Source organism: Paractinoplanes deccanensis (assembly GCF_016862115.1).
GTDB classification, from domain to species: domain Bacteria; phylum Actinomycetota; class Actinomycetes; order Mycobacteriales; family Micromonosporaceae; genus Actinoplanes; species Actinoplanes deccanensis.
In genome coordinates this window covers 26,612-47,213 of record NZ_BOMI01000077.1, presented here as the reverse complement: position 1 = coordinate 47,213, position 20,602 = coordinate 26,612, and the positions used below count along the sequence as shown (strand labels likewise).

The 20,602-nt window shown below is 71.9% G+C and carries 13 protein-coding genes; 5 read left to right on the top strand and 8 right to left on the bottom strand.

Annotated features, from left to right (window positions below):
• Positions 1-14 precede the first annotated feature (14 nt).
• Entirely contained in the window at positions 15-959 is a 945-nt protein-coding gene (locus Ade02nite_RS20150; RefSeq protein ID WP_203765640.1) for a helix-turn-helix transcriptional regulator, read from the top strand.
• Here Ade02nite_RS20150 and Ade02nite_RS20145 read toward each other — a convergent pair.
• Positions 941-3,037, bottom strand: a complete 2,097-nt coding sequence (locus Ade02nite_RS20145; RefSeq protein ID WP_203765638.1) for an MMPL family transporter — start codon at positions 3,035-3,037, stop codon at positions 941-943. The two genes, Ade02nite_RS20150 and Ade02nite_RS20145, sit on opposite strands and share 19 nt — an antisense overlap.
• A gap of 153 nt (positions 3,038-3,190) precedes the next feature.
• Between Ade02nite_RS20145 and Ade02nite_RS20140 the strand changes: the two genes are divergently transcribed.
• Together Ade02nite_RS20140 and Ade02nite_RS20135 are read left to right on the top strand one after the other, a co-directional pair.
• Entirely contained in the window at positions 3,191-6,643 is a 3,453-nt protein-coding gene (locus Ade02nite_RS20140; protein ID WP_239168899.1) for a PQQ-dependent sugar dehydrogenase, read from the top strand.
• Between the two features lie 57 nt (positions 6,644-6,700).
• Positions 6,701-8,023, top strand: a complete 1,323-nt coding sequence (locus Ade02nite_RS20135) for a hypothetical protein (RefSeq protein WP_203765636.1) — start codon at positions 6,701-6,703, stop codon at positions 8,021-8,023.
• Positions 8,024-8,075: 52 nt separating this feature from the next.
• On the opposite strand, the gene Ade02nite_RS20130 is transcribed toward Ade02nite_RS20135, so the two are convergent.
• The 4 genes from Ade02nite_RS20130 to Ade02nite_RS20115 form a co-directional block, all read right to left on the bottom strand.
• Positions 8,076-9,251 carry a hypothetical protein gene (locus Ade02nite_RS20130; RefSeq protein ID WP_203765634.1) on the bottom strand — a complete coding sequence of 392 codons (1,176 nt, stop codon included), beginning with the start codon at positions 9,249-9,251 and terminating at the stop codon, positions 8,076-8,078.
• On the bottom strand, positions 9,223-9,753 hold the full coding sequence (locus Ade02nite_RS20125; RefSeq protein WP_203765632.1) for a SigE family RNA polymerase sigma factor: 531 nt from the start codon (positions 9,751-9,753) through the stop codon (positions 9,223-9,225). Before Ade02nite_RS20125 ends, Ade02nite_RS20130 begins: the two co-directional genes overlap by 29 nt.
• Positions 9,754-9,827: 74 nt before the next feature.
• Positions 9,828-10,622 (bottom strand): RNA polymerase sigma factor, encoded by a 795-nt coding sequence (locus Ade02nite_RS20120; RefSeq protein WP_203765630.1) that lies wholly within the window; start codon positions 10,620-10,622, stop codon positions 9,828-9,830.
• A gap of 814 nt (positions 10,623-11,436) precedes the next feature.
• Positions 11,437-14,454, bottom strand: a complete 3,018-nt coding sequence (locus Ade02nite_RS20115; RefSeq protein WP_203765627.1) for an EAL domain-containing protein — start codon at positions 14,452-14,454, stop codon at positions 11,437-11,439.
• A gap of 204 nt (positions 14,455-14,658) precedes the next feature.
• Between Ade02nite_RS20115 and Ade02nite_RS20110 the strand changes: the two genes are divergently transcribed.
• Positions 14,659-16,260 carry a chitinase gene (locus Ade02nite_RS20110; protein WP_203765620.1) on the top strand — a complete coding sequence of 534 codons (1,602 nt, stop codon included), beginning with the start codon at positions 14,659-14,661 and terminating at the stop codon, positions 16,258-16,260.
• Here the strand turns inward: Ade02nite_RS20110 and Ade02nite_RS20105 are convergent, their stop codons facing one another.
• The 3 genes from Ade02nite_RS20105 to Ade02nite_RS20095 form a co-directional block, all read right to left on the bottom strand.
• The gene (locus Ade02nite_RS20105) at positions 16,261-17,463 is read right to left on the bottom strand and encodes a WD40 repeat domain-containing protein (protein ID WP_203765612.1); all 1,203 of its coding nucleotides are present in this window, start codon (positions 17,461-17,463) and stop codon (positions 16,261-16,263) included.
• Between the two features lie 81 nt (positions 17,464-17,544).
• Complete coding sequence (locus Ade02nite_RS20100) at positions 17,545-17,952, bottom strand: iron chaperone (RefSeq protein WP_203765610.1); 408 nt, start codon at positions 17,950-17,952, stop codon at positions 17,545-17,547.
• Positions 17,949-18,344 (bottom strand): carboxymuconolactone decarboxylase family protein, encoded by a 396-nt coding sequence (locus tag Ade02nite_RS20095; protein ID WP_203765608.1) that lies wholly within the window; start codon positions 18,342-18,344, stop codon positions 17,949-17,951. Before Ade02nite_RS20095 ends, Ade02nite_RS20100 begins: the two co-directional genes overlap by 4 nt.
• 156 nt (positions 18,345-18,500) lie before the next feature.
• Between Ade02nite_RS20095 and Ade02nite_RS20090 the strand changes: the two genes are divergently transcribed.
• The gene (locus Ade02nite_RS20090; protein WP_239168898.1) at positions 18,501-20,576 is read left to right on the top strand and encodes an ATP-binding protein; all 2,076 of its coding nucleotides are present in this window, start codon (positions 18,501-18,503) and stop codon (positions 20,574-20,576) included.
• Positions 20,577-20,602: the final 26 nt, after the last annotated feature.

Genomic DNA, 20,602 nt, shown 5'->3' with positions numbered 1-20,602 from the left:
CGAGGTGAGAGACCATGCAGGCGGAGACCTTCGACAGCCAGGACGTGGGCGAGGTCGAGGCGTTCGTCAACAAGATCTACTCGAAGATGCACATCGGCGCGGTCGGCGAGCTCACCCGAGCGCAAATCACCCGGCGCCTGCTGACTCCCGAGGTCGGGTTCGACGACCTCGACTACAGCTTCGACATCGGATATGCCGCCGACCCGCCCGACCTTGTGATCATCTGTGACGTCGTCTCCAGCACCATCCGCAGCGACAACAGGGGGTCCTCCGACACGTTCGGCCCCGGTGATCAGTTCCTGATCAGCCGGCCGGACCTGCCCTACTCCGGAGTGGCCCATTCGGCGAAGTTGCGGTTCACGGTGCTCGACCCCGCGGTGCTCGCCCGTGTGGCCGCGACCGGGGACGACGCGGCGGCCCCGCGCCTGCTTGACCACCGGCCGATCTCTCGCCAGGCGCATCTGCGCCTGCAACGGGCCATCGCCTACGTGCGCGACGAGGTGATGGCCGCGCCGCTCGGCCCGGGCGCGCCGCTGCTGGCCTCCACCAGCAGCCAGTTCCTGGCGGCCGGCCTGCTCCAGGCCTATCCCAACACGGCGGTCGGTGATCCGGCCGCCGTCGACGGCGCCGACGCCACCCCGAGCACGCTGCACCGCGCCACCGCGTACATCGAATCGAACGCCGGCCTCGATATCACCCTGACCGACATCGCCCGCGCCGCGTACGTCACCCCGCGCGCCGTGCAACTCGCGTTCCGCCGGCACCGCGACACCACCCCCCTGGCCTATCTGCGCCGGGTGCGGCTCGACCACGCCCACAACGAGCTGCGCGCGGCGACCGCGGGCGACGGGCAGACCGTCACCGCGATCGCGGCACGGTGGGGATTCGCCGCCACCCGCTTCACCCGGCACTACCGAGCCGCCTATGGCAGGGCACCCAGTCAGACGCTGCGCGAATAGGCCGGCGCCGGCCGCGCACGCGGCGCGAACCAGCGCTGGTGCAGGCGCCGCAGTGGTGCCGGCGCCCACCAGTTCCACTCGCCGAGCAAGGTCATCAGGGCCGGCAGGAGCAGGCCGCGGACGACCGTGACGTCCAGCAGCAGGGCCACCGCCATCGCGAAGCCGATCTCCTTGACCGCGGTCAGCTCGCCGAGCAGGAAGCCGAGGAACACCACGCCGATGCAGAGCGCGGCGGCGGTGACGACCGGTCCGGACTTCTCCAGGCCGGCGCGTACGCCACCCTCCTCCCTGATCCGCGCCAGCAGGAACACCTGGTAGTCCATCGAGAGGCCGAACACGAACACGAACAGCAGGACGGGCGTGGTGACGTCGATGGCGCCCCACGAGTCGAAGCCGAGCAACGCGTCGCCGGCTCCCCACTGGAACACGACGACCAACAGGCCGAGCGTGGCGAGCAGAGTGAGCGCGTTCATCAGCAGCGCCTTGACCGGGATCACCAGCGAGCCGGTCAGCGCCCACAGCAGCACCGTCGTGGACAGCAGCACGACCAGCAGCGCGACGGGGAACCGGCTCGCCACCGAGTCGCGGTAGTCGACCAGTTCCGCGGCGGCCCCGCCGACGAGCACCGGGAACGGCGGGTCGAGCGCGCGGATCGCGCGTACGACGTCGCGGGAGGCCTGGCCGGCGGTGTCGCCCTCCGGCGTGACGTCGATGACGGCCGCCGGCTCGGTAATGCCGGGGCGCGGTTGCACCCGCAGCACGCCGTCCAGCGTGTTGAGCGAGTCCATGAAGTCGCGGACCCCGGCGCCGGCCGGGTCCGCGTCGATCGTCACCACGACGGGGTCCGCCTGGCCGCCGCTGAAGTCGCGCTGCACCGCCTCGTGCAGCTTGCGGGCCTCGGCCGAGGCGGGCAGCGCGCGGGCGTCGGAGTTCTCCAGGTTGACCGCGAACAGGAACGGCAGCGACAGCGCGAGCAGGCCGGCCGCGACGGCGAGCGCGACCGGCCCTGGCCGGGCCTCCGCGTAGGCGGCCAGCCGCGGAAGAAGGGCGGGGCGGGACACCCGACGGGGTGCCGGAATGCGGCGGTGCGCCACGGCGATGAGCGCGGGCACGGCGGTCAGGCCGGCCGCGGTGGCGAGCAACACCGCGAGCGTGCCGCCGAGCGCCATCGCGCCCAGCAGCGGCTCGGCGAAGGCGGTCAGGCCGGCCATCGCCGCGGCGACGGCGAGGCCGGAGATCAGTACGGTACGGCCGGCGGTCGCGGTGGTGCGGGCGATCAGCTCCGCGGCCGGGGCGCCGGGGTCGGCGTCGCGCTCCTCCCGGAACCGGGCGATCACCAGGAGCGCGTAGTCGACGGCGAGCCCGATGCCGAGCAGGGTGACCACGTTGACGGTGAACTCGCTGATCCCGGTGAGCGCGGTCAGCCCGAACAGGCCGAGCAGCGTCACCGACACGGTGGCCAGGGCGGCGGCGAGCGGGATCGCGCCGGCCACGAAGCCGCCGAGGATCACCACCAGCACGGCCAGCAGGACGACGATCGCGACCGACTCGCCGAGGGCCGCGTCCGCGACGGCCTGGTCGGCGAACGCGCGCTCGGCGAGCTTCTCGCCGCTGACCAGCACCTGGGGCGCGTCGATGCGGTGCAGCGCGGCGGCGACCGCGTCCTCCACCCGCTCGCGCCGGTCGTCCGCGAGCCCGGGCGAGAGCTCGACCCGGATCAGGGAGCTCCGGTTGTCGGCGCCGATCCGCCCGCCCGGGGAGCCGTACAGGTCCTCGACCTCGGCGACGCCCGCCATGCCGCGGAGCTCGCCGGTGACCGCCGTGACGGCGGCGACCAGCGCCGGGTCGTAGACGTCGCGCCCGCCGACGACGGCGACGATCACCGGGCCCTCGGGCAGCAACCGGCCGGCCCGCTCGTCGGCGAGCTGCGACTCGGCGTCCGGCCGCAGGCTGTCGGCGGTGGTGAGCCGGTCGAAGACCTGACCGCCGAGGACCAGTCCGGCGGCGATCAGGACGAGCCACGTGCCCAGGATCGGCCGGCGCCGGCGGGCACACCACCGGCCCAGATCAGCCAACATCACCGGAATATGCAGGCGCCGGCCATGGACGTGCATCGTTCGAACGGTTGACAGGTCTGACCGGTCGGCGCGCCGTCGAGTCCGTCAGCCGACACCCCGGCGATTCCGTTGGTCGATAAGGTTCATCGATCTTTGACGGGGAGGGGATGGCCCGTGCTTCGGCGTGTGCTCGGCGGGATCGTCGCGTTGGCGACCGTGTTCACGATGTCCTCGTTCGTCGGCTCGCCGCCCGCGACGGCGGTGGCGCTGCCGAGCGGATTCCAGGAGCAGATCGTCTTCAGTGGACTGAGCTCGCCCGTCGACCTGGAGTTCGCGCCGGACGGGCGCATCCTCGTCGCCGAGAAGGGCGGCCGGATCAAGGTCTTCGACGATCTCGCCGACACTACCCCGACGGTCTTCGCCGACCTCTCGGCCAACGTGCACAACCAGTGGGACCGTGGCCTGCTCGGCATGGCGCTGGCCCCCGACTTCCCCACCGACCCGTACGTCTACGTGCTCTACACCTACGACGCCCCGCCCGGGCAGACCGCCCCGGTCTGGAACGACGTCTGCGCCAACGCGAACGACGGGCGCTGCGTGGTGACCGGCCGGCTCTCCCGCCTGCGCGCCGCCGGCGACACGATGACCGGCAGCGAGCAGGTGCTGCTGCACGACTGGTGCCAGCAGTTCCCGAGCCACTCCGTCGGCGACATCGCCTTCGGCGCCGACGGGATGCTCTACGTCGCCGCCGGTGACGGGGCCAGCTTCAGCGCGGTCGACTACGGCCAGTTCCCCTCCGGCGCGCCGACCAACCCGTGCGGCGACCCGGCCAACGAGGGCGGGGCGCTGCGCTCGCAGGACATCCGCACCTCGGGCGACCCCGCCCAGCTGGACGGCACCCTGCTGCGGCTCGACCCGGCGACCGGCGCGGCCGCCGCGGGCAACCCCAACATCGGCTCGGCCGACCCGAACGTCCGGCGGATCGTCGCCAACGGCCTGCGCAACCCGTACCGGATCACCATGCGGCCGGGCACCGACGAGACCTGGATCTCCGACACCGGGTGGAACGTCTGGGAGGAGGTCAACCGGGTCGTCAACCCCACCGCGGGCGTGACGAACTTCGGCTGGCCGTGTTGGGAGGGCAACGCCCGGCAGTCCGGGTACGACAGCGCCAACCTGCCGATCTGCGAGACGCTCTACACCGCGCCCGCGGGCACCCACACCGCGCCGTTCGTCGCGTGGAACCACTCCAGCCGGCTTGTCGCCGGTGAGGCCTGCCCGACGGGGAGCTCGTCGTCGACCGGCGTGGCGTTCTACCCGACCGCCGGTGGCCCCTATCCGGCCGCGTACAACGGCGCCGTCTTCTTCGCCGACTACTCGCGCCGGTGCATCTGGGCGTCGCTGCCGTCCACGCCGGGTGGGCTGCCCAACCCGGCGAACCTCCAGACGTTCGTCTCCGACGCCGCCAGCCCGGTCGACCTCGAGGTCGGTCCCGGCGGGGAGCTCTACTACGCCGACCTGGGCGGCACGATCCGGCGGGTGCGCTACTTCCCCGGCAACCAGCCGCCGACCGCGGTCATCGACGCCTCGCCGACGCAGGGCCCGGCGCCGCTGACCGTGACGTTCAACGGCACCGGCTCGACCGACCCCGATCCGGCCGACGAGGGCCGCCTGCGCTACGCCTGGGACTTCACCAACGACGGGACGACCGACTCCACCTCGCCGACGGCCACGTTCACCTACACCACGGCCGGCTCGTACACCGCGCGGCTGACCGTGACCGACACGCTGAACGCGACCCACACCAGCACGATCGCGGTCACGCCCGGCAACGAGGCGCCGGCCGCGGTGATCGACACGCCGGCCGTGGGCACCACATGGAAGGTCGGCGACACGCTCACCTTCACCGGCCACGCCACCGATCCGCAGGAGGGCGCGCTTCCCGCGTCCCGCCTGAACTGGGACCTGGTCATGCACCACTGCTCCGCGCCGGAGAACTGCCACGAGCACGCCATCCGCAGCTGGAACGGCGCGGCGTCCGGGTCGTTCGAGGCGCCCGACCACGACTATCCCTCGTACCTGGAACTGAAGCTCGTGGCCACCGACCAGCAGGGCCTGACGCACGCCGTGACGCGCCGGCTCGACCCCGAGACGGTCGACCTGACCTTCGCCACCGTGCCGTCCGGCCTCCAGCTCACCGTCGGTTCGGCGTCGGGCACCACCCCGTTCTCCCGTACGGTGATCCAGGGCTCGACGAACTCCGTGTCCGCGCCGTCGCCGCAGGAGTCCTCGACCTTCGCGTCGTGGTCGGACGGCGGGTCGCAGACCCACATCGTCACCGCGCCCACCACGGCGACGACCTACACCGCGACCTACACGAGCGCCCCCGCGGCGCAGCGGATCGGCCACACCGAGGTCGGCGGGTCGCTGGACAGCGGCGCCGCCAACTACATGAACGGCTCGCGGTTCGTCACCGGCTCCGGTCCGGCGCCGGTCACCTCGATGTCGGTCTACATGAAGGGCGTGCGGCCGGCGCCGGACAACCAGTACCAGCTGGCCATCTACGCCGACGCGAACGGCTCGCCCGGCGCCCGGGTGGCCACCAGCACCACCGGCACGCTGACCGCCAACTCGTGGAACACCAGGCCGATCGCCGCGACGCTGGCCGCCAACACTCCGTACTGGCTCATGTACAACACCAACGGCGACAACAACATGAGCTACGACGCCGGCAGCGCCGGCCAGGGCGCGTGGAGCGCGTCCACGCCGTTCGGCACGTGGCCGGCCACGTTCGGCAGCTCCACCCGGTGGAACGCGAAGTTCTCCATCTACGCGAACACCGGCGCGGACACCACAGCGCCGACGGTGACCTCGACGACCCCGGCCGCCGGTGCCACCGGGGTGGCGCTGAACGCGCCGATCACCGTGCGGTTCAGCGAGGGCATGGCGGCGGGCACCATCACGCCGGCGAACCTGGAGCTGCGCGGGCCGGGCGGCACGCTGGTCAACCGGACCGTCACCTATGACCCGGCCGGCGAGGCGGCGACCATCACACCGTCCGCGGCGCTGGCCACCTCGACGCCATACACGGTGACCGTGCGGACGGGCGTTACCGACGCGGCGGGCAACGCGCTCGCCGGCAACCACCAGTTCTCGTTCACCACGACCGGCCCGAGCGCACCACGGCTCGGACACGACCAGGTGGGCGGCTCGCTCGACTCCGGCGACATGAACTACATGAACGGCTCGCGGTTCGTGAACGGGGCCACCGCGCTGACGGTCAGCCAGGTCTCCGTCTATCTGCGGACGGTGCAGGCCGCGCCGGCCAACCAGTACCAGGTGGCGATCTACGCCGACGCCAACGGCTCACCGGGCACGCTGGTCGCGTCGAGCACGACCGGCACGTTGACGGCCAACTCGTGGAACAGCCGCCCGGTCGCCGCGACCCTGGCGCCGAACACGGCGTACTGGCTCGTCTACAACACCAACGGCGACAACAACATGAGCTACGACACCGGTACGGCCAACCAGGGCGCGTGGAGCGCGTCCACGCCATTCGGCACCTGGCCGTCGTCGTTCGGCTCGGCCAACCGCTGGACCGCGAAGTTCTCGATCTACGCCTCGTAGCGTCACCACCGCCGAAGGACGCGGGCCGCCGCCGGCGAGTAACACTGTGGACGGTGTGTGCGCTCTTCCCCGTACCAGAAGGATCTGATCAACGGGGAGATGATGATCAACTTATCGGTACCTGCGCGCATGGTGCTGGCCTCGATGCCGGTCCTGGCGGTGACGGCGTTCCCGTCCGTGGCGGCCGCGGCCGCGCCGAGGACCGCTGACCTCGCGTTCGAGTGGCGGCCCACGGTCACCGACGTCTCGTATGTGGGCGGCATGGGCGCCCGGGCGTACGTCCAGGCGTTCGCCACCAACGTCGGCACGAGCGCCGCGCCGGGGGTGACGTTCCACTTCACGCCGCCGCCGGGCGCCACGATGGACCCCGCCGAGAACGAGCCCTTCGGGTGGACGTGCGACACGTCGGACCCGGTCTGGGCCTGCACCAACGGGCGCACCGTCGAGGCCGGCGCGTTCGAATACCTGAACCTGTCGGTCCTCCTGCCGGCCGGCACGGTGGGCGACACCGTGGCGATGCGGGGGTCGGTGTCCACCACGGCGGCCGAGCGGTCGCTGCGCAACAACGGCGGCGAGACGACCTTCCGGTACGTCGTGCCGCGCCCCGCCGACATCGCGGTCAACAGCGTCTCGGTGGTGCCCAGCTACCAGGTCAAGGCCGGCGAGCAGTTCGACGTGTACGTCGAGCTGGACAACATCGGCGGCAGCCCGGCCGACGACGTCACGGTCCGGGTTCCGCTGCCGCCGACGGTGCGGCCGGCCTCCCTCGACCCCGAGTACCCGGGGTGGAGCTGCGCCGAGGCCGACGGTGCCGTCACCTGTGCGCGCGACAGCGCGTACGACATCTCGCAGCCCTACAACCTGCTCCGCCTGCGGCTGGTCGCCGGGCCGGGCACCCCGGACGGGCCACTGGTCCTCACCGCCACCGCGGCCACCACGAGCCCGGAGCTGAGCAGCGAGAACAACGTCGCCCAGGGCGGCACCGTCTATCTCGCCGAGGGTGTGATGAGCGGCCACGCGTGGCTCGACAACGACCGGGACGGCCTGCGCGACCCGGACGAGCCCAGCGCGTACGGCAAGGTCGGCAAGATCGAGTTCGTGCTGGAGGGCACGGAGCCCACCTGGGACGTGCCGCGCGGCTACCTCGACGAGCAGGGCACCTACTCCACCCGGCTGAAGCCGGGACGGTACGTGGCGAACGTCTACCTGATGGACGGGCTGCCGTACGAGTTCACCACGCCGGACGCCGGCGACGACGCCCTCGATTCGGACGTCGTCGGCAGCACCGGCGGCTACTACAACCGGGGCTGGAGCGCCGTGGTCGACGTGACCGACGCCGGCGAGACGGTCGTCGACATCGGACTCGCGCCGGTCGCCTGACCCCTCCCGCGGGCTGTGCCGGCCCTCGCCGCCGGCACAGCCACCCCGGAGATCAGGGCAGCGGCTTCCAGGCGCTCCGGTCGGCCACGGCGGTGAAGGTCAGCCCGCGCAGGATGCGGCGGACGTCGTCCATCGACAGTGCCTTGCCCACCCGCTGGAGCTCGGCGAAGTGGTTGCCGTCGACGACCAGCGTGCAGTAGCCGTTCACGTCGACGCACTTCATGGTCTCGCCCTTGCCCGGGGCGTTGAACGACTTCGGCGTGCCGACCCAGATCGTCAGCCGGCCCCGTGCCGGGTATTCGTCCACCGGCAGGGCCAGCTCGCCGCCGGCCGGTGCCTCGCGGTCGAGGAAGACCCGCGACGCCATGTCGGTCGGCCCCTGCTCGGCGAGGGTCACCGACCAGCCCGGCGGGAGCCACCCCAGGGTGTACGGCGCCCGCACCGGCTCGGCGGTGCGCGGCCGGACCGCCTCCACGATCGCCAGCGACTCGGCGCGGCTGAGCGGCTCGCGGCTGCTCGACGGCACGAAGGTCGCCCAGGCGGTGCCGTCGAACCTCCACGCGAACGCCGTACGGGTGAAGGTCTCGGTCCTGATGCTCGGGTCGTCCGGCCGCATGCCCGGGTTCGCACGCAGCCTGGCCCGCATGTCCTCGACGTTCGGCAGGACGTAGGTGAGCTGACGCTCGATGCCGGGCCGGCCCGCGACGGTGACGTTCCTCGGCGGGCCGTACCTCTCCTTCGGCCAGGTGGTCACCCCGAACGCCTCGATGTCGTAGACGCCGGGCTTGTAGAAGGTGAGCGTGCCGTCCGGGTACGGGTAGGCGACGCCGTCCGTCTCCATGGTCATGCCGTCCCGGTAGACCGGAATCTGCTGGTAACCGGCCGTCGCCGTGCCGCCCGGACCGATCCGCCACTTGCCGGCGCGTGCCTCGGCGACCGTGAGCTCGAGCCCCTTCGGCTGCGCGAAGTCCCGGGCGGCGACGGGCGCCGGCGAGACGGCTGCCGAGGCGGCCGGTGGCTGCGGCCGCGCGGCGTGCGGCGCCGTGCCGGTCACCGCGACAACCACCGCGACGGTCACGGCCGCCGCGCCGCCGGCCCCGGCCACCGCGGTCCAGCGCCGCCGGACGCGGATCCGGTGCGCGCCGGCGATGATGTCGTCGGTGCTGGTCCGCGGCGCCGGCGCCCCCTCCGCGACCGACTCAAGCACGTCCTCGATGCGATACGACATGACTCACTCCTTCCTGCGTGATCTCGGCGGCGAGGGTGGCGCGCAGCGTGTCGAGGCCGCGGCTCGTCTGACTCTTGACCGTGCCCGGCGAGCAGCCGAGCACCTCGGCGGTCTCCTCCACGCTCAGCCCTTCGAGGAACCGCAGCACCAGGGCGGCCCGCTGCCGCGGCGGCACCCGCCGGAGCGCGGCCCGCATCCGCAGCCGCTCGTCGACGCCCTCGGCCGCGTCGGGGGCCGCCACCTCGGGAAACGCCTCACCCACAAGATGCTCGCGACGCCACGGCCGCCGCTTCTCACCGATCGCCGCGCGGATGACCGCCTTACGCGCGTACGCCTCCGGCGAGGCGACCCGGTCCCACTTGAGGTAGAGCCGGGACAGCGCCCCGGACACCGCGTCCTCCGCCGCCTGCCAGTCGCCGCAGGTCACGTAGGCGAGCATCCGAAGCGGCTGGAACCGGGCCCGGGCGAACTCCCGGAATCCCTCTTCTGACTCGGCATCCACCGGCCGGTCTCCTCTCGTCGAGAGCAAGAGGAGCCAACCACCCCGGAAGGTTGCACCGCCAAGCGGCGGAATTCCTACGCGGCGAGCAGACGAGGCAGCGGCGGGTCGACCACGGCAACACGATCACGGGGCTCGACGAAGCAGCGCAGCAGGTAGGGCGAGCACGGATCTCGTTTCGGCAGCGCCACTTCGAAGGACCGCGCCCGCCCGGCGACGAGGCTCAGGCCGGACACGCGTTCGAGCAGGTCGCCGTCGGTCGCGCGCTCGGGCTTCGTCCTGCCGGCCGATCCGACCACCAGCAATTCCAGGTCCGCGCAGTCCCGATCGGCCCGGACCGAGACGGAGCGATTGATGCGCTGCGATCCACGGGCGACGTCGTACGAGAGGTGGACGCGGTCGTCAGCCGCACAGAGGTGTTGCTGCACCTGGCGGCGGGCGAGCATCAGATTCGCTCGCACGGCGGAAGACGTCTTGCCGAGTTGGCCTGCGATCTCCGAGGGTGTGAGGCCCTCGACGACCAGCTCGAACACCTCGCGCTGGGCGGGCGGCAGCTTGGCGAGCAGAAACACCACAAAGTCCCGTTCCTCGACCGCGTTGTGCTCGGCCTCGGAATCCGTCGACTGCCACGGCGGTGTCCATGCGGCCAGGAGACGTATCTCGGCGCGGCGACGGGAGGAGTACTTGATGAAATGGCGTATCGCGGCTGTGCGTACCCAGGCCTTCGGAGAGCTGATCGCGTCCCAGCGCCGGAAGGCATCCGCCATGGCTTCGGCGGCGGCCTCCTCCGCTTCGACGAGCTGCGCGCCGGCGTAGAGGACGGTCTTGAGCACGGTGCGGTATTCGCGTTCGAAGAAGTCCTCGAACGACATCGCTGTGGTCGGCGCGCCCGCAGGGGACCCGCCGACCACAGCGTCAGTGTTGCGGTCGGCGCGCCCCTCCGGAGTCCGGGAGGCGGCCACGGTCAGCTCTCCACAGTCCGAGAGGTACCGGTCACGGCGACGGTGAGAACGGTGATGCTGTCACGCACCCACCGCGAGATCCGTCGAGCCGTCTCGGAGGCGATCTCGCGGACTAGCTCCACACCGAGTGCGGCAGTTGCCACCACCAGGCCATTGTGCAGATGCGCTCGGTGATCCTCCCAGGGGGGAAGGCTCGAGCCGACCACGAAGATGATGACCGCGACGGCCGCCAATCGGCGACGACGGGTCTGCGGCTGAGGGATGTCGACGCACGGACGCATCCCCCCTGAGCGGGAGAAGCTCATAAGCACCCACTTCTGTCTGGAGGCTCGTCACCGCGTGCTCCGGGCATTGAACGTCACGGATCGCAGCCTCGATGAATGTGAGTCGAGAGTCCTCTTCGGGGCGCGGACGCCCTGGCCATCACTCGATCGAGGGCGTGTTGCGCGAGGGCGTGCAGAAGTTGGCCAGGTCCTTTCACGGTGTAGGGCCGTCGCGGACCTAGGAGGTCAGACGTGCACCCACGTCTGCTGAGAGGCCCACCGTCCGTGCTCCGGGCAAAGAGTCAGACGGTGGGCCTCGACCGCTCGGATTCGAGGTCTCCCGCACGCTCGCCGACCGCGCCGCAAGATTGAAGTTTGATCATGGGGATGGCGGTCCGGCGCCCGATGTGACGAGCGCCGGTGGCCGCTCCGGTGAGCGGGGCGGCCACCGGGCCTAGCGTCTACCAGCCGCCGACGCCGGACAGGACCCGTTCGACCGGGACGGGCTTGCCCAGGTAGAAGCCCTGGCCGAACGGCACGCCGCAGGCGACCAGGGCGTCGCGCTGGGCGGCGGTCTCGATGCCCTCGGCGATGACCGTGCAGCCGTGCTGTTCGGCGAAGTCGACCAGGGCGCGGATCGCCGCCTGGCGGGCCGTTTCGTTCTCGACGCCCTGGAGGGAGTCGACGCCGAGCTTCAGGAACGTCGGGCGCAGCCCTTCGAGCAGCGCCAGCGTCTCGTAGCCGGCGCCGAGGTCGTCGACGGCGACGCGGATGCCGCCGAGTTGGGCGAGCTCGCGCGGGGGCGTGCCGCTCACCTCGACGATCAGCGGGCGGCGGGACTGAGCGAGCAGGGGTGCCAGCTCGTGCGGGCGGCTCAGCAGGTCCGGTGAGACGTTGACCGCCAGCCACGTGCCGTTCGGCAGCGAGGTCGACGAGGCGATGGCGGCCTGGACCAGGGCGGCGTCCAGGGCGATGTGCACGCCCCGCTCGGCCGCCGCGGCCAGGCCCTCGCGCGGGTTGCTGCCGTCGGCGAAGCGGGTGAGCGCCTCGTAGCCGACGACGTGGCCGTTGATCATGTTGTAGATCGGCTGGAAGACCGTGAAGAAGCTGAACTCCTCGAACGAGTGGGCCTGGCTGGACGAGGACTTGTCGGCCTTCCAGGTGCCCGCGTCGGTGCGCTGGAGCCGCACGGTCGTCTGGCCGGCCGTCGCGCCGTGCTCGTGCCGGTAGTGCAGCACCGTCGCCCAGTCGCCGACCGTCGGGGCCGGCGCCGCGGTGGCGGCCGCCTTCTTCTGCGACTTCTTCCCCTTGGCCTTCTTGGGGGTGACCGGGCGGATCAGCCAGTCGCGCAGGTGGGTGACGAGGTCGACGACGGTGTTGCCCAGGCCGACGAAGGCGATCATCGCGTAGAGCGAGAGGATCAGGTTGAGGCCGGCGAAGACCAGGTTGTTCCACTGGTGCAGCTCGACGTCGCGCCACACCGTGTAGACGCAGAGCACGATCAGCGCCAGCGGCAGGATCAGATAGCTGGTCGCGGCCGTCGTGCGGTTGCGCACCTTGGGCGTACGTTTGAACGCGCTCTTCTCGCCCGTCAGCAGCTGGAGCAGCGAGGCGATGCTGCCCGACAGGTTGACCGGCAACAGGATCAGGTTGAAACCGTAGATCCGCAGCATGTCCGACCGCTTGTAGCCCAGGTGCTTGAGGTCCGCGGCCATCATCAGGAAGTACGGCACCGAGACGAGCAGCAGGATCGGGTTGAGCAGCTCGTTGTTGAACGGGTACGCGAGCATGACCACCAGGCACACGGAGCTCCAGAAGATGGAGGCCATGTAGTTGACCCGCAGGAAGTACTCGCCGAAGCGGTTCTTGTCCTCGCGCTTCGTCTTGGCCCGGAACTGGTCCTTGAGCCGCGACAGGATGAGCAGGCCGCCGTTGGCCCAGCGCTGGCGCTGGATGCAGAGCGAGCCGAAGTCGGGTGGCGTGGCGCTGTAGGCGAGCCGCTCCGGGTAGTTGTGCAGCGACCAGCCCCGCACGCCCAGGTCGATGGTCGACTCGGTGTCCTCGATGACCGTACGGTCCTGGATGTAGCGCTTGATCTCCCAGTCGCCCTCGTACGAGACCTCGCAGATCTCGTCGAGGGCCTTCTTGCGCAGTACGGCGTTGGCGCCGACCCAGAACGTGGCACCGTAGTGCGTCATGCCCTGATGCACGATGTACTGCACGTCCGTCGTGGCGCCGGAGATGCGCTCGATGCGCGTCGCCGAGCCGGGGTAGGCGCTGTACGGCGTCTGCGCGACCGCGTGCTGGGCGTAGGCGCCCTGTTCGAGCAGGTGGACCAGGCGCAGCGCGTATTCGGGGAGCAGCACGCTGTCCGCGTCGAGGGTGAGCACGTAGTCGGGGTTGGGCACGACCAGGTCCGCCCGGTTGGGGCCGGCGGTGACCAGCGCGGTGCCCATCGGGGTGCTGATCTCCTGGTAGGCGCCGCCCATGAGCCCGATGTAGCTGTTGAGGTTCATGGCCTTGTTCGGCTCGTGCGAGAGCGACACGTACTTCTTGCGCTCGAAGCTGGTGATCTGCACGTCGAAGATCGCGAGCAGCCGCTTGTAGAGCTGGTTCATCCGCGCGAGCGGCAGCGCCACCTGCTCGTCGGCGCCCTTGTGCAGGGCGGCGGAGATCTGGCCGAGCTCCACGGCGAGCGGCTGGAGGATGTGCTCGACGAAGAACGTGTCGGTGTGGTCGACCATCTCCTGCTCGGCGCCGAGGTCGAGGAGCCAGTCGGAGGCGAACCGGTATTCGTCGGCGAGCCGGCGCATGTCCTCGACCACGACGAGGTAGCCGCCGCGGTAGCGCACCTGCTCGTCGAAGCTCGCGAACGCGTTCGACACCCGGTGGTAGGGGACCTTGAGCTCCGCTTCGATCTTGCCGGGCAGGGCGCGGGCCGCGAGGAGCATGTCACGCGCCGCGCGGGTCTTGGGCGCGCGCGGGTCGTCGATCAGCAGGGTCACCCGCAGGCCGGGGTATTCCTGGAGCGCGGCCGAGAGCAGCGTGGTGCGGTTGGTCCGCTCGTCCTCCTGGTACGAGGGGACGAGAACCGTCACGGACGGCGTCTTCCCGCCGATGAACTCGTCGAGCATGATCCGCGGCGCGCGCTGGTGGCCGCGTACGCGGTAGAAGTAGCCGATCCGCGTGATCAGGTAGGCGATCGCCGAGGCGGCCAGGCCGGTGACGACGAGCATGTACACGATCGCCTCGATCGCGAGGCGCACGGTGTAGGCGTGCCCCGCGATGAACTGCTGGATGATCGTGTATGTGATGTAGCAGGCCCATACTGTGATCGTCACCACGATCGCGAGCCGTCCCCGGGTGATCCTTCCTTCGGAGACCGGGGTCTGCACGATCGGGTGGGGTTCCGTCCGCCGGTCGGCTCCCCATTGGCGCTGGGCGTCCGGCTTTCGCCGGTCCGCCGATGTGCGTGGCATGCGTTTTCGGGCCCTTCGATGCGAATTGCGGCGACACCGCCCGGCGGCGTCCGGCGGAATTGTCGTTGCAAGATCAAGTTTTGGCGCTCGGCAGTCCGGTTTGGACAGGTGTGCCCGCGTGCCGCGCTTGCTGGCCTTTTGCCCGATCGCGAAAAAGTCTGAGGTACGCCAGCGTGTGGCGACTCGGAAAACGAAAGGGCTTTCATGACGGACCGCGCCACACCCGTAGCCGTGCGGCCGGAGTACGACCCGCTCGCCGACCCGGACTGGCAGGAGCCCGAGCAGCCGCGCACCCGGCTGTCGTGGACGCGGCTGGGGTTCCTGCTGCTCGTGCTGGCGCTGGCCGGCGCCGGCGGCACCCTCGAGGTGATGCACCTGCGGAACACGTCCGGCCCGACCGCGAAGTCCTGGGCGGTGCCGTACGTCGACGTCACGCTGACCCCGACGTTCCAGTTCCAGGACCCGACGGCGAACCCCGCGAACGACGTGGCCCTGGGCTTCGTGGTGGCCGACCCCAAGAATGCCTGCACGCCGAGCTGGGGCGGCGCGTACACGCTCGACGAGGCCGCCTCGTCGCTCGAGCTCGACCGCCGCATCAACCAGCTCCGGCAGGCCGGCGGCGACATCACGCTCAGCCTCGGCGGCCTGGCCAACAAGGAGCTCGCCGTCGCCTGCACCGACCAGGCGCGGCTCACCAAGGCGTACCGTCAGCTGATCAAGCGGTACGACGTGAACACGCTCGACCTCGACATCGAGGGCACCGCCGTCGCCGACCAGGCATCGCTGGGGCGCCGCGTCGCCGCCGTCGCCGCGGTGCAGAAGGAGCGCAAGGCCGCCGGCAAGCCGCTCGCCGTGTGGCTGACCCTGCCGGTGACGCCGGAGGGCCTCACGAACGACGGCGTCGCCGTCGTGCGCGGCATGCTCGAGGGCGGCGTCGCGCTGCGCGGCGTCAACGTCATGACGATGGACTACAACACCGGCGACACCCGGCCGGACATGCTCGAGCTGAGCACCGGGGCGCTCAACGGCACCCACAAGCAGATGTCGGACCTCTACCTGCGGCTGGGCCAGAAGCTCACGTCGCCGCAGGTGTGGTCGCGGATCGGGGCCACCCCGATGATCGGCCAGAACGACGTCGACGCCGAGCGCTTCACGCTCGACGACGCCGCGGGTCTCGCCAAGTTCGCCGTCGACAACGGCCTCGGCCGGGTCTCGATGTGGTCGCTCAACCGCGACGCCGCGTGCCGGGGGACCTTCGCCAACGTCGTCGTGCACTCGAACACGTGCAGCGGCGTCGACCAGGACGCGCTGGCGTTCTCCAAGGTCTTCGCGGGCCTGCCCGGCAAGGCCGCCGGCGGCGACGTGGACTCGGTCGAGATCCCCGACCAGGCCACCACCGTCGACGACCCGAGGACCAGCCCGTACCCGATCTGGCGCCTCACCGCCATGTACGCCGGCGGCTACAAGGTCGTCTGGCACGGCGTGGTCTACGAGGCCAAGTGGGCCAACTCCGGAGTCGACCCGTCCGCGGCGCCGCCCGCCGGCACGCAGAGCGCGTGGTCGGTGATCGGCCCGGTCAGCCCGGTCGAGAAGGCGCCGAGGCCCACCCCGGCCGTCACCGGCGTCAAGCGGATCTGGGCGCCCGGCATCCTCTACCAGCGCGGCGCCCGGGTGATGTTCAACGGCCTGCCGTACGAGGCGAAGTGGGCCACCAAGGGTGAGTCCCCGTCGACCGAGTTCCCGATCGACGCGGACGACCCCTGGAAGCCCCTCTTCGACGTGCCCGGCGAGCCGGCGACGAACTGATCAGTTCGTGGCCGTGGCGGCGAGGCGCCAGAGTCGCGCCTTGCCGTCGTCGCCCGTGGTGATCAGGCGCTTGCCGTTCGGGCTGAACCGCAGCGCCCACACCGGGCCCTCGTGCCCGGTCAGCGGCGCGCCGGCCAGGCTTCCGGTCGCCGCGTCCCACAGGCGCACGGTGCCGTCGTCGCTGCCGGTGGCGAGCAGCTTGCCGTCCGGGCTGAACCGCATGGCGCGCACCGGGCCGGTGTGGCCGGCGAGCGGCGTGGTGACCGGCTGACGGGTCGCCACCTCCCAGAGCCCGACGGTGTTGTCGCCGCCCGACGAGGTGGCCAGGAGCTCGCCGTCCGCGCTGAAGGTCAGCGCGTACACGGGCGCGGAGGTGCCGGCGAGCGGTGCGCCCGCGGGTGCGCCGGTGGCCGCGTCGTACAGCTGGACGGTGTTGCCGCCGCCGGAGGTGGCCAGCAGGGTGCCGTCGGGGCTGAAGCTCACCGCGTACACCGGTCCGGGGTTCGCGGCCAGGCCCGCGCCGATCGGCTGACCGGTGGCGGTCTGCCACAGCCGCACGGTGTGGTCCCCGGCGCCGATGCTCGCGAGGCGCTCGCCGTCGGGGCTGAACACGGCGAACCGGACCGCGCCGGCGTGCCCGGTCAGGGTCCGCACCAGGTCGCCGGTGGTCGGGTCCCACAGCCGCACCGTGCCGTCCTCGCCGGCGGTGGCGAGGCGCGGCCCGGCGGGGCTGAAGGCCACCGAGCGCACCGCGCCGGTGTGCCCGGTCAGCGGTGGCCCGGACTGCTCCCCGGTGGCCGGGTCCCAGAGCGCCACACCGCCGTCGCCGGCGACGGCCAGCAGCTTGCCGTCGGGGCTGTAGGCGACGGAGCGCACGGTCGCGTCCTCGACGGCGAGCGACGGCCCGGCCCGGCGCCCGGTCGCCGTGTTCCACTGCCGCACCTTGCCGCGGCCGTAGGTGGCGAAGACCTCCCCGTCGGGGCGCACGGCGATGATCCCGGACGTGCCGGTCATGGTGGCCCGGAGGCTCACCTCGACGGTCTCGCCGGCGGCCGGCGGACTCGGGTTTCGCGTGTCGGCGTGGGCGGCCGTGGGTGTGAGCAGCCCGATGATGGCCACGGCGACGGCGCTGCCGGCTCGGCGCCGGAGGCTGCCGAACGGAGAGCCACTGAGGGTGTCTTTGATGTCTCTCTCGGTAGTCACTCCGGCACCGTAACGAGCCTGTTCGGGGGATTTTCCGACACTTCGGCGTGTTTCATCCGGCCGGGTTGCCCCCGCGGCGCCTCAGGAGCCCATGGCCCGGGTCAGCAGCGCGACGATCCGGGGCTCGTCGATCTCGGTGAGCGCGTAGTAGGCGGGCCACATCACGCCCTCGTCGAGCGCGGCGGCGTCGCTGAAGCCGAGGGTGGCGTACCGGGTCTTGAACTTGGCCCGGCTCTGGAAGAAGCAGAGCATCTTGCCGTTGCGGTAGTAGGCCGGCATGCCGTACCACAGCTTGGGGGTGAGCTCGGGGGCGTGCGCCGTGATGACGGCGTGCAGCCGCTCGGCCAGCTCGCGGTCCTCGTCGGCCATCTCGGCGATCTTCGACAGGACGTCGGGCTTCGCGCCGCTCTTGAGCTCCTTGGCGCGCTCCTTCATGGCGTTGCGCTCGTCGGCGGTGAAACCCTCGTGCTTGCGGGTGGTGGTGGTCATGACGTGGCTCCATTCCTGCGGGTTGCGATATTTCTGCGGGTGGCGATGTCGAGGCGGGTGACGGCGTTGGCGAGGGCGGCGGTGAGCAGCAGCGCGGCGAGCTCCCGGTGGTCGAAGTGCTTGGCCGCCCGGTCCCACACCTCATCGGGCACGGGGTCGGCGCCGAGCACCGTCACCGCCTCGGTCAGCGCGAGAGCGGCCCGCTCCTCGTCGCTGGTGTGCGGCCGGCGGTCCTCGGGGCCGCAGCCGTTGAGCGCGGCGACCCGGCGGCGGTTGAGCTCCAGCAGCCGGTCGCCGAGCCCGACCCCGGCGACCGCCACGCCGATCGCCGTGAGCGCCGCGCCGGCCTCCGGGATCAGGGCCGTCGGGCTGGGCATCCGCTCGGTGGGCATCCGCTCCTCCTCGTCTCGTTGACGGGATTCATCCGACCACCGGCGCGGTGTCCCGCGCGCCGCCCGTGGGACACCGTGGGACACGGGCAACGGCGCTGAGCAGCGGAAACGGCTTGCCGATCCGAGGTCGTGGGCCGGGACGATACGGTGTTGCGCGTGTCGGGGCCGCGGGAGAGGCTGGTCGCCCAGCTCTCGTCGATCAAGGAGCTGAGCGGCCTCAGCCTGCGCGCCCTCGCCCGCCGGGCCGAGCTGAGCAGCTCGTCGTTGTCCCGCTATCTCACCGGCCAGTTGGTGCCCCCGTGGGAGGCCGTTGTCGCGCTCTGCCGGGCGGTCGGCCGCGATCCCCGTCCGCTGCGCGCGGTGTGGGCCGCCGCGTCCGCGGCCGGCGCGGCGCCGCCGCCCCGCCGCAACGACCTGCCCGCCGACCTGTTCGACTTCACCGGCCGCGAGTCCGAGCGGGCCCGGGTCGAAGAGCTGGTGTCGACCGCGGGCGCGGTGGCCGTGGACGGCATGGCCGGCGTCGGCAAGACCAGCCTGGCCGTGCACGTCGCGCACCGGCTGGCCGCGAAGTTTCCCGACGGCGGCCTCTACCTCGACCTCCAGGGCTTCACGCCGGGGCACGAGCCGCTCGACCCGGTGACCGCGCTCGGCCGGCTGCTGGGCGCGCTCGACATCACCCACCTGCCGCCCGACCCGGCCGCGCTCTGGCGGTCGGAGCTGTCGCGCCGCCGCGTGCTCGTGGTGCTCGACAACGCCGCCGGCGCCGAGCAGGTGCGCCCGCTGCTGCCCGGCGCCGGCCGGTCGGCCGTCCTCATCACGAGCCGCAACCGCCTGGTCAGCCTGGACGGGGTGCCGCCGGTCTCGCTGGCCCCGCTCGCCGACGACGAGGCGGCCGCCCTCTTCGGCCGCGCCGCCGGTCTCGCCGGCGACGACCGGGAGGCGGTCGACCAGGTGCTGCGGCAGTGCGGCGGCCTTCCGCTCGCGCTGCGCATGGCCGGGGCGCGGCTACGGCACCGTCCCGGATGGACGGTCGCCGTGCTGGCCGAGCGCCTGCGCGACACCGCCAACCGCTTCGACGCCGCCTTCGGCATGTCGCTGCGCCAGCTCGACGAGGGCCAGCGCCGCGCGTTCCGCCTGCTCGGCGTCCTGCCCGGCACCGACTTCGACGACGCGGCCGCGAGCGCGCTCATCGGCGAGCCGGCCGCCTCGTTCCTCGAGGAACTGGTCGACGCCCATCTGGTGCAGGAGGTCGCGCCGGGCCGCTACCGGATGCACGACCTGATCCGGCAGTACGCGGCCGACCTGGCCGCTGGCGAGGAGCCCGCGGGTGACGACGCCGTGCGCCGGGTCGTCGACCACTATCTGGCGCGGGCGCGTGCCCAGGACCCGGCGTGGCTCGACCTCGAATACGTCAACCTGGTCGCCTGCTTCGACGCGGCCGTGCGCCTCGGCGCGGACGAGGTGGTCGCCGAGCTGCCGCAGACGCTGCGGGTCTGGTTCTTCCGGCATCGCGGCACCGACGACCAGACCAGGATGCTGTCGGCCGCGGCGGCCGCCGCCGGGCGCCTCGGCCGCGACGAGCAGCGCGCCGCATTGCTGTCGGACCTCGGCTGGGCACACGCGGCGGCGGGCCGGCTGCGGCCGGCGCTGGAGGCGTACGCGCAGGTGGTCCCCGCCGGTGACGGGCCGGCCGCGGGCCTCGCGCTCCGCCGTGGCCTCGTACGCAAGGACCTGGGCGATCTCGAAGCCGCGCGGAGCGACTTCCGGCTGGCCCGCGAGCTCTTCGCGAAGGTGGGCAACGGCAGCGGCCTGGCGCAGGCGCTGGCGTTCGACGGGTGGGTGACGTTGCGGCTCGGCGGGCGCGCCGAGGCCGAGGAGCTGGCCCGGGCGTCGATCGGCTCGGCCGAGGGGCCGGCACGGATCACCGGTCTGGTCACCCTGGGCCTGGCCACGGAGTCGGAGGAGCCGATCAGGGAGGCTCTCGCGCTCGCCGAGCGGCACGAGCTGCGGCACAACGAGGCGTGGTGCCTCACCTATCTCGGCGTAGTGCTGCGCGAGGCGGGCCGCCTCGACGAGGCGCTCGGCCACCATCGGCGGGCCGTCGACCTGCTCGCGCCGCTGGCCGAGAGGCAGCTGCTGATCGAGTGTCTGCGCTCGTATGCGGACACATGCCGCGTAGCTGGTCGCGGCGACGAGGCCGCCGCGCTGAATCGGCGGGCGTCGACGTTGTAGCGGGGTTGCGCCGGGACCGTTTCGTT